Consider the following 15,068-nt stretch of genomic DNA (forward strand, 5'->3'; position numbering starts at 1 on the left):
CATTAACTTTATTTTATTCATTTTTTTCTCATATTCATTTATGAACCTCTATATACAATATATAATATGATAATTTAATCATTAATTGAAATTTTTTATATTTTATTATTCAGAGAAACATAAGAACACTCTATGTTTCTTGACAAATGCTATGCTTTTATATATACTTCTTCGTATGTTAGCAACAAGCAATAAGGCTTACTTCAAGCTTAGCACCCGTAGCTCAATTGGATAGAGTATATGACTACGGATCATAAGGTTAGGGGTTCGACTCCTCTCGGGTGCGCCATTCTTCATTTTTTAGTATTTCCACAAAAATATCAAACGACAGAATAGAGTTCTCTGCCAGTTGAGATACTTCTTGTTGACTGATTGTGTAAAGCTTTCCATTGTACCATACTATTACCTTTAGTGCTTGCTTTTATGTTAACCATTCCTGTTGGAACGGAACTTCCAATATTTAAAGCTTTCTGTAGTATTTTTCTAGGTATGTTACTAAATCCTATATCATGTTTTTTACTATTTGCTAAGTTTTTCTCTAAATTAATCACATGACTAGAACCGACACTTGTAATTACATTATATCCTTTACCACGAATCTCATTAACGCTTGTCATATATTGTTCACGATTCTCATTATAAAGCGGTGTATCTTTTAAGTGTTCTAGATTTTTACCTTCTAAATTGATAATTTTAATTTTATTTTCTTTAGCCGTCTTATATAAAAGAGCATCTTGTAATATAGGCGTATTTTCTCGTTCCGCAGGTAGTTTTATAGGCATATCAGGATTTTTTTCATTATACTCTAATATGAGTTGCTATTTTAATTACGTCTTTCATACCGAGATTTTCACCATATTGCTCACATTCAATAGCTATTACCGTATTTTTATTAATTTTGCCATTTTGAATTTCTGAAATTAAAATTTGAATATTTTTTGTGTAATCAGTTAAGTGATTATGTTCTGCTCTAATTTCTACTAAACCTGTTTTTTCAGCTTCTTTTGTATCAATTGCTTGAAAAGCTATATTTGCCGTAATTACCGCTTCTCTATCAAACTTATGCAATAGCTCTTTATTATCATCTACGGCAGCTAAACGCTCGGTTAAATTATATTTTCCATTTACATTTAGCTCTTTTTGTAATAATAAATTAGTAAATTTTCTTTTTCAACGCGAGTAAGATTACTAAATTTCAAGTTTTTGCTAGCTCAAAAAGTATAGGCATCACCTCACCAAAATTGCTTGCTTTAGGTTTTTTACTTAACTGCTTATTAACACTGCTATTAAGTGCCTCATCTTCGCTATCACTTAGTGTTAACTCTTCCTTTTCACTGGAACTATGTTTTCGTTTATTTGTATTTAGGCTAGAACTTTTACGTGGTGACTCATTATCGGTAGGCAATACGGGCCTACTAAATACTAGTTCTTCCTCAATACTACTACTCAATAGTTCATTTTTGCTGTTCTTCACATCATCATTATCATGTTTTATTTTATCTGTATTGGTATTAATACGAGATAAACATATGCACATGATCACAAGCTACTTTGCCTGAAATTATATGTACTGCATGTTCTATACAAATCCGCCTCAATAAATCGCTAGATCTCTCCGCTACCTTTCTAGTTAATACCCTCTTTCTATACTTTGGTATCCATATAATGTGTACTTTCAAATCATACTGGCTATGGCTATTTTTTCTTAACTTCTCATATCTCTTTATAAATTCGTTGCCAAAGCAACTTCATTATATCTTCCCTTCGCCTAAAGGCAAGGGATGTTATATCCCCCATAGGAACATTAATTTTATTTTATTCATTTTGTTTCTCATATTCATTTATGAACCTCTATATACAATATATAGTATGATAATTCGATTATTGATTGAAATTTTTTATATTTTTCAACTTATATTTTATTTTTATGAGATTATACTGATAATCTCTTCTAATTATATTTAAGTAATTAAGTTAGATATGGTTTGAGAATTGTACGCAATTTTTAATGTTGCAGTGAATGGAAACTATGTTCTAATTAGCAACGTAAATTGATCGTTCATGATAAGACTCCATATTCAGCACTAATAAACCAAACATAACTATAAATATTATTGCCATTACTAATTATAATTAAATCATAATCTGACAACAAAAATAGTAATTTATTCTGACTTTACACTTTACTAGGAAGCTAAGCTAGATAAGTATTTAAAAAAAAATAATAATATATTTATATAAGTTAACACATAAATTAACTATTCTCAAATGTAATCTAAATAAAAAGTAATATAATTTAATAAACTGTAACTTTTTTAATTACATTTAGTGAATCCACTTCCAAGTAGGAAATACCTTTAATTAGGTATAGGCATCACCGTGTATAGTACTAGAAAATTTTTCTGCAAGGCATTGCCCGCGTGGATACTGAAGGTCGTCATTGCGAGGAGACGTTGTTGCGTGGATCAATTTTGCCTCTATCATCCCGTAGCCTGACCGCAGGATCCAGTTTAAAATACTAAAATTATTAGTATTTTTTATTGTTTTTATGGACCCAGTGATCAAGCGAACTAGGTGACACAGTAGGTTTTACCGGTCTACGCAACAATGCCTTGCGAAGAGCAAAGCGACGTGGCAATCTAGAAAATAATGAAAAAATGCTGATTTACAGAATTTTTAGCTGGATTGCTTCGTCAAAACTTACAGTTTCTCCTCGCAATGACGACCTTCAGTATCTACGCAGGAATGACATAAAATAAAAATTGTCCGAGACTATGACTACATAGTTACTAATAGTATTTAAAGTTAAAAAATTATTTTGTTATTGTAATTTTTTAATTTTTATTGTAATTGTAATCAACTAACTACTAACAATCAATTAAAAATAACTTTCTATGGAAGATATAAGCTCTTGGAAAGAAAAGTTTGAAATTTGTGTTTATGCTAAAAAACTACTTGATAAACTCGAATATTTAAACACTAAAGTAAAAAATCATGTTGATATAGAGGAAGTGAAAAAAGGCATTTCTATGCTCGTAAATATCACGGCTTGCAAATGCGTCAGTCGGGCGGATCCGTATTATTCGCATCCAATCGAAGTGGCGATTATGCTTGCCGTATTTGTAGCAGAGGAAGCACCTAAACTTTATACTTCTAACATGATAAATGCTGCTCTACTTCATAATGCTATTGAAGATACAGAACTTACCGAAGAAGTAATAACTACAATTTTCGGGCTAGAAGTAGCAAAACATGTAGAGGGCTTCACTAGAATCAAACCTTACGGAAAAATTAGTGCAGAAGAAAGCCGCAATTTATTAATTCAATAAAAAAGATATGATACAGCTCTCATAAAATTATTTGATAGAATCCATAATATCCAAGCTTTAGGTGCTAAATCACCTGAGAAACAAATAAAAATTCTTGTGGACACTTTAAAAAACTGCATAATTTTAGCTACTTATTTAGAATTATTTGAAGTTGAAGCAAAATTAACACAATATTGTCTTCAAATAAGTGCTATTAAGTCAAACTTACAGTCTTCGCAAATGCATCAAAGCTCTTATCAGAATTCAGATTTACAGACTTATTCCTCTCTAACTTTTCAAAATGATTCACCCCTAGTGCGAAGCTTATACTGGCCAAAACTATTACAATAATGAGTCCCCAATGCTCGATATCTAAGTATATTAAGCCACATGCAGCAATAACATAAACAAATGCACATGATAATGAGTGAATCAGACTCACACTAATATAACGTTTGAATATAGGAAAATGCTTAAAAAAGATTGGAACTCCTATCATACGGCTAGTACCAAAAGAAATAATAGCCATTTGAATCAATAATAAATCAAAAGGAGTAGCTGCTCTATAAATTAAATAGGGACAAACTAAAGCAACAACAAAAAATATAGTATTTAGCGTTTTATCTTTAAAGGATTTATTCTATAACTTAAGTAACTTATTATAATTAAACTTCCTACTTCAGTAACAGATACATAAAAATTTTGATGGATTACTTCCTCGATACTATAATTAAAAGAATTCTTAAGAATATCACCACAGTAAATATAAGCCACATACAATCTATGAATAGTAAAAATAATGATGGTAATTTCTTCACGTTTTCATTATATATAGGATTCTTTAAAAGAACATTTGGACATTCATCTACTTTATTAAATATATTTTCTAAGCGTCGTTTTGCATTCACAAATTCAGGAGTTTCATGCAAAATAGTTCGTATTGCCATTCCTATTCAAGCAATCCCAGCTCCAATCCAAAAGGCTAATCTCCAATTAAATCCATAAGAAGTAACTAAAGATGCAAGTCCTAAAGCAGCAGTGCCTCCAAATACTGACAAGACTCCAATTAAGCCTACTACTTGATAACTTTTTGGAGGTTTTATAGTTTCGGTACAATAAAATTCTACTCCTATTACTTCACCGATTGAAGACATACCTTGAAGAATACAACATATTATTACAATTATTGAAGCAGTAATACCAATTTGAGCATAAGTTGGAATATTAGCAATCATTAGACAAGAAATCACCATTATTGAAGTAGTAATAATAACCGTTGATTTTCGCCCTATACGATCTCCTAACCAACCAAAAATAAATGCCCCGATTGGACAAACAATAAAGGAAGCAGAAAAAGAAAAAGCTCCTAAAAGAGATGCAGAATAAGGACTATGAGTTGGAGCAAAAAATATTTCATTCAAAAATACCCCCATATGAATATATAACATAAAATCTACATATTCTAAAAATGTTCCTATAGAAAGTAATCCAACTGCCTGCTTTTGTTCTCTTGTTAAGCTTCTTTGTTCTTTGACATTACCTAGCATAAATTCTTTATAAAAAATTAAATGTAAAGAAACTATCAATATGAATTTTTGCTTTATACGATAAATAAAGAAATGAAGTATAAAACTTAATCCGCTTCATATACTAATGCGTTGATCTTATGTGAATATTGCATAACCTCACCGATAGTGGAAAACTAAGACCTACTAAAAACCAAGTTAAATAAAATTTATAGCTCAAATATTGTTTGAATAAATAATTAATATATTCAATCAAAGCTACTGAAGCGACCATTATAGTTAAATTAATAAAACGATTTAATTTTGATTGAGGAAGATCAAAATATTTATAAAACAGCCCCCAAGAAATAGTAAAACCGAGTAATCCACAAAATACCGTCCATACCCAAGCAAGACAATACACCTCAATAATTTTGAGATAAGCTACCATCGGTACGGTTAATAGCCATAAAAACACTCCAAACATATAAGGGTACTTTTGAATACTCTCTTCTTTGGTTAAACTATATATAACAGCAATAACCATTATTCCAATTGTTATAGATGCAATAATATCAACCGGATAATGATAGCCCTTATAAATCAGCGAAAACCCCATACCGGTTAAAAGCGCTACTATTATAATTCGTAGTAAGGGATATCTAATATTCGCAAAAAACCAACCGTAAAATACTACGCCACTGCTCATATGACCGCTAGGGAAAGCAAAACCTGTAATATTTAAAGCAGGATTTAAAGGTATTTCAAATGTATATTTTAATAATATATTGAAAATTGTAGTGAAAAGTAATACACAAATAGCTTGTGCAAATAGTTGCTTCCTAAATACAGTAAATCCGAGTATTATGATAATCTCATAACAATATTCTTGTCCAAATAACAAAAAAATTTTGTTAAATATTGAAAAAATATCCTTATTCATTGCTTTACTTAATTTTATTTATATATAATTGAAGTTATCATAAATAATAAGCTATAGATATGAAAAATATTTTCTGCAAATTTGTATTTGCTATTTTCTTATGTTTAATAAATTTACAACTAATTGCTGCAAGCTTTAACGAAAAAATACCTTTATATTTTAAATTAAGTAATGAAAATCTGTTAGCATGGCAAAACTCGTTAAATATTGACCTTTGCGATTCTAGAATTAAAGAATGGTGTACAAAACCACAAAGAGAGCTAGGGCTTAACGGGAAAAGGATGAATGACTACATATCTATTTCGCCTGATATTAAGGGAGAATGGCGATTTGGCTGGTGGTATAACATCAATTTTACTCCAGAAAGCAATTTTGCAGCTCATCAAACTTATAAGATTACTATCGAAGATTATATATTTCCTCATTTTATCAGTCTAAAAAGTAATAATATAAGTTTTACAACTTTACCTCTACTACCTATTATTAAAGAAATGAATTATCTACAGGATAATATCAATATTTCCAAAAAATTCGTTCAAACTACAATAGCCTTTAACTACCCTATAGAGCCTAAAACTTTAGAGGAAAGAATAGAATTTATAAGATCTTCAACCAAAGAAAAATTACCATTTTCTATCAAATTCAATACCAATAATACGGAAGCTACGATTATTACTAATATACCACCGCTTACAGACAAAGAAGATACTGTTTCCGTAATTATAAAAGACGGTGTTAAACCTCTATATGGCGGAGAAATTTTCACACATAAAAATGTAGAAGATCAAAATAATAAGACGCCAAATAATATAAGATATTCTTATAAAGAAAATGTATTAATTCCAAGTCTATCCTCATATTTAAAAATCACTAATAGTACTGCTACAATTGTTAAAGATGATAAGCTAAAACCGGAACAGATAATTATAATTACTACAAATACACCGGTTTCAGGCGAAGAAATAAAAAAGCATCTAGAATTATTTTTATTACCGCAGGATAAGCCGGCTTTCTTAGGAGTTGCAGGCAAAAAAAACTATAAATGGCAAAGTCCGAAAGAAATAACTGATGATATTCTAAAATCGAGTGAAAAAATAAATTTTGAACTTTTACCTTCCGTTCCAAGCATTACTACTATGCATAGTTTTAAAGTAGATACGCTTGCCTCAAGAACTTTGCTTGTTAAAATAAATAAAGGAGTTAAAACATCAGATAATTTAACACTTGGCTTAGATTACTCTCAAATAGTACAAATACCGGATAGCCCTAAAGAAGTGAAACTAATGTCAGATGGCTCTATTCTTTCATTAGCCGGTGATAAGAAGCTTCCAGTATATTCACTTGGCATAGATAAATTATATGTAGAAATCGATAAGATTAATCAGCAAGAAGTTAATCATTTGATCAGCCAAACAAATAGATATAATATTTTCCAAAACCCAACGTTCATAAATGAATATTCTTTTAATGAGTATAATATTTCCGAGGTATTTCAAGAGGAAGTAATAGTTAATTCTCCAAATTTAAATTTACCTAATTATACTGATTTAGATTTCAGTAAGTATTTTAATTTAGAGGCGGCAGCAGGCAGCTATTCTAAAGGATTATTTCTAGCAAAAGTTTATGCTAAAGACAACAATAATAACATTATATCTCAAGATAAAAGATTAATTTTAGTTACCGATCTTGGTGTTATAGTAAAAACCGATAAAAGCGGAACACATCATATCTTTGTTTCTTATATCAGTAACGGTAAACCGGCCGGTGGCGTTAAAGCAGATATTATAGGACTTAACGGTGAGGTGTTAGTAAGCAGCAAAACCAATAGTAAAGGACATGCTGTTTTACCCAACATACGTGATTTTAATAAAGAAAAAACCCCAATAGCTTACGTGTTAACTACTAACGACGATTTCTCGTTTATGCCATATAGCAGAGTTGATAGGCAAGTTAATTATTCTCGGTTTGATGTAGCAGGAGCCGTTAGTTCCGATCAAGGGTTAAAAGCTTATTTATTTTCCGATCATGGCATCTATAGACCAAGCGAGCAAGGGCATATAGGTATTATGCTCAAACAAACCGATTGGCAAGGAAAATTTGATGGCTTACCTTTAGAAATACAAGTAACTAACCCTCGCGGAAAAGTAATAGATAAAAATAAAATCGCTCTAAATGCAGAAGGGTTGGGTGAATATTTATTCTCAACACTTGATGATGCCTTAACCGGCTTATATAATATAAGCTTATATTTAGTAGGAGATAAAGGTACAAATAACTATCTTAATAGCGTATCTGTCAGGGTTGGTGATTTTCAACCTGACCGCATGAAAATAAACATAAACTTCAATAACTCACAAGATGAGCTATGGACGAATCCAAAAGATCTTAAAGCAAATGTTAATCTTATAAATCTTTACGGCACTCCTGCAGCAAATAGAAAAGTCAGCGGCTTTATTGATATTAGACCTACCGAGTTTTTCATACCTAGCTTTAAAGAATATAAATTTTATAGTAGCAAAGGAAATAAAGAATTTTTTAATGAGAGTTTAGGAGATGTTAATACCGATTCTACAGGTATCGCAAACTTTGACCTTAACCTTGAAAAATATTATAACGCTACTTTTAATCTAATATTTTCGGCGGAAGGATTTGAGCCTGACTCAGGAAGAAGCGTAAACGCAAGGAAATCGCTTATAGTTTCACCTTTGCCTTATATTATAGGATTTAGAAGCGATAGCGATCTAAAATATATTAAGAAAAAAACTACTTCAACAATAGAATTCATAGCCATATCAAATAAAGCAGAAAAAGTAGCTGCACCTAATTTAACTCTTAACTTAAAAAAGATTAATTATGTAAATAACTTAGTAGCAGATAGTAACGGTAATTATTCTTACAGTTCAGTACCTATTGAGACTCATATATCTTCTACCAAGGTTAATATCACGGCAAATGAAAGTTATATTTATAACGTGCCTACTAAAGAAGCAGGCGATTACGTTATTTACTTAACTGATAAAGAAGATACAATCTTTGCTCAAGCTGAATTTTCGGTAATAGGTGAAGGAAATGTTACAGCTAATTTAACAGACAAAGCAAATTTAAAAGTGAAACTTGATAAAGATGATTATAAAGCCGGCGATAACATTCTTTTAAATATTATAACTCCTTATACAGGTTATGGATTAATTACTATCGAAACAGATAAAGTACATAATTTTGCATGGTTTAAAGCTGACGGAAATAATAGTATTCAAGAAATAAAAATCCCTGACGGTTTTGAGGGTAAAGGATATGTAAATGTACAATTTATAAGAGACATAGAAGCTACAGAAATCTTGATGTCACCGTTTAGCTATGCAGTAGTACCGTTTACTGCTGGCATTTATAAACATAAACAAGATATTGAATTAACGCTTCCTGCAAAAATTAAATCAGGCGAAAAATTAACAATTAATTATCGCACTGCCAACCCAAGTAAAATCATAATATTTGCCGTTGATGAAGGGATATTATCATTTGCCGGTTATCAGACTCCCGATCCGCTTAATTACTTCATTAACGATAAATCATTGGAAGTCCAAACGTCACAAATCATGGATTTAATATTGCCTGAGCGTCCTTTATTAATGAAAGCTTATATGGCAGCTCCTCCCGGTGATGGTTTTATAAATGTCGCTCGTAACCTTAATCCGTTTAAAAGAAAAAGCCAACCTCCCGTAGCATTTTGGTCAGGAATTTTAGAAGCGGATCTTGATGAGAGAGAAGTCACATTTGATATACCAAGCTATTTTAACGGCACTTTAAGAGTCGTAGGGGTAGCCTCAAGCCTTGACGCTATAGGAACTTCCAAAGCTGATTTATTAGTCCAATCTGATCTTATTATCAATCCAAATTTACCTTTATTTGTAGCTCCGAATGATGAATTTACAGTACCGGTAACAATATTTAATAACCTAAAAGATTCAGGCAATACTCAAGTTTTTCTAAATATTGAAACAAGCGAAGGACTTAAAATATTAGATTATCCTAAAGAGATACCGATAGACGAAAATAAGGAAGCTACTATTAATGTTAAATTAAAAGCGACTGATAAACTCGGTTCAGCAGATTTCAAGGTCACGGCTTCTATAAATCACCTAAAGCCTGGTATAATATCTATGGCAGTAGTGCATAGCTCAGAATTAACTACTACTACAAGCGTTCGTCCTGCTAGCCCGAGCGTTACAACGGTTGATACAGGCTTTATTACGGGCAATAAAGCTAATTTACAAATCTTCAGGGATTTATATCCTGAATTTGCTAAACTGCAAATTTCTGCTTCTAAATCACCGCTAGCTATTATTTCCGGCTTTAAAGATTTTCTAGATAATTATCCTTATGGCTGTACCGAACAATTAGTAAGCCAAAATTTTGCCAATGTTTTATTATATAATGAACAAGAACTAGTTCAGATTCTTAAAACTGATCGTAAAAAAATGGATGAATCATTATCGAAAATATTCCAAACTTTATCGGAGCGTCAAAATTATGACGGTGGATTTAGATATTGGAACAATTTTAATGACGATTCCGATCCATTTATTTCTGTTTATGCTATGCACTTCTTAAGCGAGGGAGCAACTAGATATTTAGCCGTTCCAAGCGATATTTTTAACCAAGGTATTTACTACTTAGAAAATATGGCAAATAGATCAATAAACTCCTTAGATGAAGCAAGAGAAAAAGCATATGCGGTTTATGTCCTGACGAAAAATAGCGTTATTACTACAAGCTATATTGCAAATATTTTAAAATATTTAGACAAGTACCATAAAAATACATGGCATGATGATTTGACTAGCATTTATTTAGCAGCTAGCTATAAAATGCTGCAAATGAATGAAGAAGCGGATAAATTACTAGATAGATTTACTCTAAATAAACCGATACCAAAAACAGATTATCAATATTACAATCCTCTAATAAAATATAGTCAGTATTTATACTTAATTTCTATGCATTTTCCGGAAAAGTTAAAAAACTTCGACCCAAAAATTGTACAGGATATAGCTCTTTTGGCTAAAGATAACTATAATAGCCTATCGGCAAGCTATGCAATTATGTCAAGTCTTGCCTATGCTGATAAAATCAGCAATGTAGATGATGTGAGTATTAAAGTAACCTCTACAGATAAAGAAGTGACTTTAAAAGGCGATAAAGTGATGATTGCTGAGCTGTCGGTAGAAAATAAGGATATAGCCTTAACATCCTCAAGTAATAGCTTCTTCTATCAGCTTTTAACTTCAGGCTATGATAAGCAATTAATAGAAAATAAAGAGATAGTTAAAGGCATAGAGATAACCAAAAAATATCTCAATGAAAATAATAAAGAAATCAGCAAAGTAAAATTAGGTGATAATATTACGGTGGAAATCACCATGCGTTCAGGTAGTAATAAAACCTTGAGCAATATGGTAATACTTGACTTATTACCAGCAGGCTTTGAGCTTTTACCGGATAATCATAACGTAAATATACTAGAACGTAATCCTGTAACAATGATATGGAAACCAATATATATATATAATCGTGATGATAGAGTGATGATTTTTGGTACTATTGCTAATCAAAAAATGACGTATCAGTATAAAATCAAAGCGGTTAATAAAGGCACATTCGCAACTCCTGCTATTTATAGCGAAGCTATGTACGACCCTCAGACTTACTATCGCGGCACCATAGGCAGTATTATTGTGGAGTAGTGTTACCAGCATGGTTTTTATGTCATTCCCGTGAAGCATTGTTGCGTTAGACCGGTAAATGCTCTCTATGTCATTGCAAGCGACTACGGAATTTATTGCATGGCTCAAAAAACTGGTTTGATGTCATTTCCGCGTAGGTAGGAATGACATCAAACCAGTTTTTTGAGCCATGCAATAATACTTTTACAGAAACGACCTCAATACCCCACCACAACTTTCAACTTCTCTATAGTTTTTGGATCTTTTGCAAGTTCTAAAAATATGCCCCGCTCATAGGCAAATAGCTCTTCTTCATTCGTTTCATTATGTTGATCTATAATGGTTTGAAACTTGCTAAGTACCTTATTTTGTAGATCGTTATATTTTGATGTATCTATTTCAGTTGCTAAATTTATTTTGGGCAAAGTAACTTTATGGGGGGTCGGTACTATTTTTTTAGATAGGTTCAGCTTTAAAGCTTCATCGAGAATGTAATGCTTATTCATATTTACTTGCATATTCTCTACATCATAATCTGCTTTAACGTAATCGGCTGAACTTGTTTTATTCTGCTCTATAATATTTCTGACATTTCTAATTAGTTTAGTTTTATCTCCTCTAGCTCGAGCAAACATTACGGTAACACCGCCCCACCCAGGTATTAAACCGACTCCAAGCTCCACAAGTCCAGCACTCAGTTCCTTATTTGCTACAATATAGCTTGAGTACAATAGCAGCTCACACCCGCCTCCAAGGGCTACTCCTTTAGCACAACTAACAATATGAGCTGCAGAATATTTTAAGTGAAGCATGGTTTGCTGTCCCAGCTTTAGTAAATTCTCTAAATCATGAAAATTTTTATCCTCAATATAGGAAAGAAGAAGCTTTAAATCCGCACCAGCAGAAAAATGATTTCCTTGCGGATAAATATAAAGATTTTTGCCGTCATTTTCAGCTTTACTTGCTGCTTCTTGCAGTAAATAAAACACATTATGATTTAAACAATTCATTTTCGTAGTAATAACAAACACTAAATTCTCACGATAATTTATTAGCTTTGCAGAATCGTTTTCTAATACTATCTGACTTTCCTTTAAAATATCTTTGTGAGAATTAAATTTTTGTTTATCGATTTTTTGATATTCTTTATTACCTAAATATTGCGGAAGTGTGATATGCATTAAATCGGTATTTTTAATTACCAAATTCCAGCCGTCTTTAGCTGCTATGGTCAATAATTCAAATGGACCGTATTTCCAGCTGTAACCAAGCTTCATAGCAGCATCGATATCATAGATATTATCGGTTACAGATGGTACTAAGCTTGCTAAATAAACATAAAATTCTGTGATAATTTCAATAAAAAATTTACCGTAAACCGAATCGCTAGCTAGTAACTCATCAAGATTCTTAAATGAAATATCTACTTTTTGAACAGGACTATATGATAAGTCGTTTATATTGATAACTTCTTGAATCTTTTTGCCATTTGATACCGATAAACGATAAAACCCACCGCCGCCTTTACGCCCAATTAACTTCTTCTCAATCATCTTATCAAGAACAGGAGTATTTACATATATTTTATGATAAGCATCATTTGCAGGAAGGGCGTCAAGTAATGAGTTTGATATTAACTTCATTACGTCATGTCCTATTAGATCATATAAACCAAAAATTCCGGTACTCGGCAGCCCCAAACATGTAGTAAATATTTTATCCAAAGCTACAAAATCAAGCTTTTGACTTATCGCTTTGCGGGTTACTAACTCCAGTAAAAAACACCCTACTCTATTAGCAATAAAGCCAGGCGTATCATTACATTTTACTATAGTTTTACCAAGCGTTTTCGTTAAGAACTCTGATACTCTTTCTATGGCTTCAACCTTTACCGTATGGTCTATAATTAACTCAAGCAGTTCCATATATCTTGGCGGGTTGAAGAAATGCGTAATAACGAATCTCGATTTGATATTATCCGGTAAATTCTCTTTGAGTCTTTTAAGAGGTAATGTAGAAGTATTAGAAGCAATAATTGCATCTTCTTTAAGATAAGGAATAATTTTGTTATATAATTGGTGCTTAATTTCTAACTTCTCAACAATAACTTCAATAACTAAATCACATTCTTTAATTAAATCTAAATCATGTTCTAAATTACCGATGGTAATGAAATTTGCTTTATCGGGACAAGATAAAGGTGGCGGTTTTTGTTTATGCAAATTCTCTATAGCATTGTTTACTATTTTATTAGGATCATCGGAATCTTTAGCGATAATATCAAGTAATACGACTTTATAAGAGGAAGTAGCAATTAACGCTGCAATCCCTGAACCCATTACCCCTGAACCGATAACACAAATTTTTTTTATTTCATTTTGCATAAGTTACTTCACTCTTGATGGTTTTATTTAATCGTCATTGCTAGGCAAAATTGAACATTTTGACGAAGCAATCCAGTTAAAAATGCATAGCATTTGTTTAATTATCTTTCTGGATTGCCGTACGGTCTTCGACCGCTCGCAATGATGTTCTAAGTCATAGCAACACTCATCACATATACCGATCATGCCCCCGTTTGTCGTAAAATTTTAGCACATTCATTTATAGTAACACCGGTGGTAACGACATCATCGACTAATAAGATTTTTTTACTTACAATATTATATTTTGTGTTAAATTTGATACTACCCTTGATATTATTTTTACGTTGTTTTCATGAACGAAAAGTCTAATACTTGGTATATCTTGATTTAGTTAAAATATCGGCTTTGAACATTTTATCGGTAACTTGTGCAATTTCCATAGCTAAAATATGAGCAGGATTATACATTCGTAGTAACCTCTTAAATCTATTCATAGGTACAGGTATGATTAAAAAATCAATATCTTTTATATCCTCGCTATATCTATTATATAAAAGCTTACAAATATCGTCTTATCCTGAGATTTAAACTGCTGAACTATTTTTGTGCTATGCTCATTAAACTTAAATAGGCTGCGAGCTAGATCATAATTAGGCTTACTGCTATAACAGTTTCTACAAATACAGCTATCTAAGATTTTTATACTAAATCTTTGTCCGCATATACTGCAATAGGGTCTTGCTATAAACTCTAGTTTCTTCCAACAATCACTACAAAATTCACCGCGCTCCCTAGTATTTCCGAACAGCTTAAACATCTCTGCGGCAAAATATAGTCTATTACACTATTATAAACTTTAACTAACAACTAAACTCCTCTTGAAGATTCTTATTGCTTAGATACAGTTCTTCCTGTTGGTAGTGGCGATATATTATTACTGCGAGCAGTAACCTTACCGTGCGTTAAACTTTCCTGCATATGATGGACTTTTGCTTCTGCTTTAGCAATTTCAGGAGTTTTCTACTTTTGAATATTAGGAGTAATAAGAACGGTACTAGATTTCTGCTCTTCTTTTTTACCGTATATTTCTTTTAAATCACCAAATTGCGATTCAACCAAATAACCCGCTCCTGCTTTTACTGCTGATTTAACTTTTTCAAAATTAGTTTTTTCAACAGGAGGAGCAAATTCAGATCTCTCTGCAACCTTTGCTCTAGTTACAC

10 protein-coding genes, 1 tRNA gene and 3 pseudogenes are annotated in these 15,068 nt (G+C 31.7%); 3 read left to right on the forward strand and 11 right to left on the reverse strand.

Translation table 11 applies throughout. From position 1 onward, the window contains the following. The first annotated feature begins 212 nt into the window (after nucleotides 1-212). A tRNA-Arg gene (locus tag A452_RS0103875) sits at nucleotides 213-289 on the forward strand. A gap of 31 nt (nucleotides 290-320) precedes the next feature. On the opposite strand, the gene A452_RS0103880 is transcribed toward A452_RS0103875, so the two are convergent. The 4 genes and pseudogenes from A452_RS0103880 to tnpA all read right to left on the reverse strand — a co-directional run. Then, nucleotides 321-782 carry a hypothetical protein gene (locus A452_RS0103880; RefSeq protein ID WP_017208568.1) on the reverse strand — a complete coding sequence of 154 codons (462 nt, stop codon included), beginning with the start codon at nucleotides 780-782 and terminating at the stop codon, nucleotides 321-323. 16 nt (nucleotides 783-798) lie between these two features. Continuing rightward, nucleotides 799-1,068: a hypothetical protein gene (locus A452_RS11985; RefSeq protein WP_017208569.1), complete on the reverse strand. Its 270-nt coding sequence runs from the start codon at nucleotides 1,066-1,068 to the stop codon at nucleotides 799-801. Nucleotides 1,069-1,195: 127 nt separating this feature from the next. Then, nucleotides 1,196-1,537: a hypothetical protein gene (locus tag A452_RS0103890; protein WP_014412609.1), complete on the reverse strand. Its 342-nt coding sequence runs from the start codon at nucleotides 1,535-1,537 to the stop codon at nucleotides 1,196-1,198. Further along, a pseudogene (tnpA, locus tag A452_RS09710) lies at nucleotides 1,515-1,727 on the reverse strand (IS200/IS605 family transposase); the annotation flags it as partial. The pseudogene tnpA and the gene A452_RS0103890, both read right to left, overlap by 23 nt. A gap of 1,167 nt (nucleotides 1,728-2,894) precedes the next feature. Between tnpA and A452_RS11990 the strand changes: the two are divergent. Then, nucleotides 2,895-3,659, forward strand: a pseudogene (locus A452_RS11990) (HD domain-containing protein). 359 nt (nucleotides 3,660-4,018) lie between these two features. Here the strand turns inward: A452_RS11990 and A452_RS11995 are convergent. The 3 genes from A452_RS11995 to A452_RS0103905 form a co-directional block, all read right to left on the reverse strand. Beyond that, on the reverse strand, nucleotides 4,019-4,255 hold the full coding sequence (locus A452_RS11995; protein ID WP_014412606.1) for a hypothetical protein: 237 nt from the start codon (nucleotides 4,253-4,255) through the stop codon (nucleotides 4,019-4,021). A gap of 6 nt (nucleotides 4,256-4,261) precedes the next feature. Further along, nucleotides 4,262-4,855 (reverse strand): MFS transporter, encoded by a 594-nt coding sequence (locus A452_RS12000; RefSeq protein ID WP_081482393.1) that lies wholly within the window; start codon nucleotides 4,853-4,855, stop codon nucleotides 4,262-4,264. 103 nt (nucleotides 4,856-4,958) lie between these two features. Next, nucleotides 4,959-5,756, reverse strand: coding sequence for a phosphatase PAP2 family protein (locus A452_RS0103905; protein ID WP_014412604.1), 798 nt, complete (start codon nucleotides 5,754-5,756; stop codon nucleotides 4,959-4,961). A gap of 59 nt (nucleotides 5,757-5,815) precedes the next feature. Here A452_RS0103905 and A452_RS0103910 point away from each other — a divergent pair, with 59 nt between their 5' ends. Then, a complete protein-coding gene (locus tag A452_RS0103910) occupies nucleotides 5,816-11,500 on the forward strand; it encodes an alpha-2-macroglobulin family protein (RefSeq protein ID WP_014412603.1) in 5,685 nt (1,894 codons plus the stop codon). Between the two features lie 197 nt (nucleotides 11,501-11,697). Here A452_RS0103910 and A452_RS0103915 read toward each other — a convergent pair whose 3' ends face one another. The 4 genes and pseudogenes from A452_RS0103915 to A452_RS0103930 all read right to left on the reverse strand — a co-directional run. Further along, nucleotides 11,698-13,863 (reverse strand): 3-hydroxyacyl-CoA dehydrogenase/enoyl-CoA hydratase family protein, encoded by a 2,166-nt coding sequence (locus A452_RS0103915; RefSeq protein WP_014412602.1) that lies wholly within the window; start codon nucleotides 13,861-13,863, stop codon nucleotides 11,698-11,700. A 347-nt stretch (nucleotides 13,864-14,210) separates the two neighbouring features. Further along, on the reverse strand, nucleotides 14,211-14,339 hold the full coding sequence (locus tag A452_RS0103920; protein ID WP_231289936.1) for a competence protein ComF: 129 nt from the start codon (nucleotides 14,337-14,339) through the stop codon (nucleotides 14,211-14,213). Nucleotides 14,340-14,371: 32 nt separating this feature from the next. Beyond that, nucleotides 14,372-14,662, reverse strand: coding sequence for a double zinc ribbon domain-containing protein (locus A452_RS08315; RefSeq protein ID WP_231289934.1), 291 nt, complete (start codon nucleotides 14,660-14,662; stop codon nucleotides 14,372-14,374). A gap of 203 nt (nucleotides 14,663-14,865) precedes the next feature. Then, nucleotides 14,866-15,068, reverse strand: a pseudogene (locus A452_RS0103930) (hypothetical protein); the annotation flags it as partial.

This window comes from Rickettsia australis str. Phillips, assembly GCF_000273745.1.
Lineage (GTDB): Bacteria > Pseudomonadota > Alphaproteobacteria > Rickettsiales > Rickettsiaceae > Rickettsia > Rickettsia australis.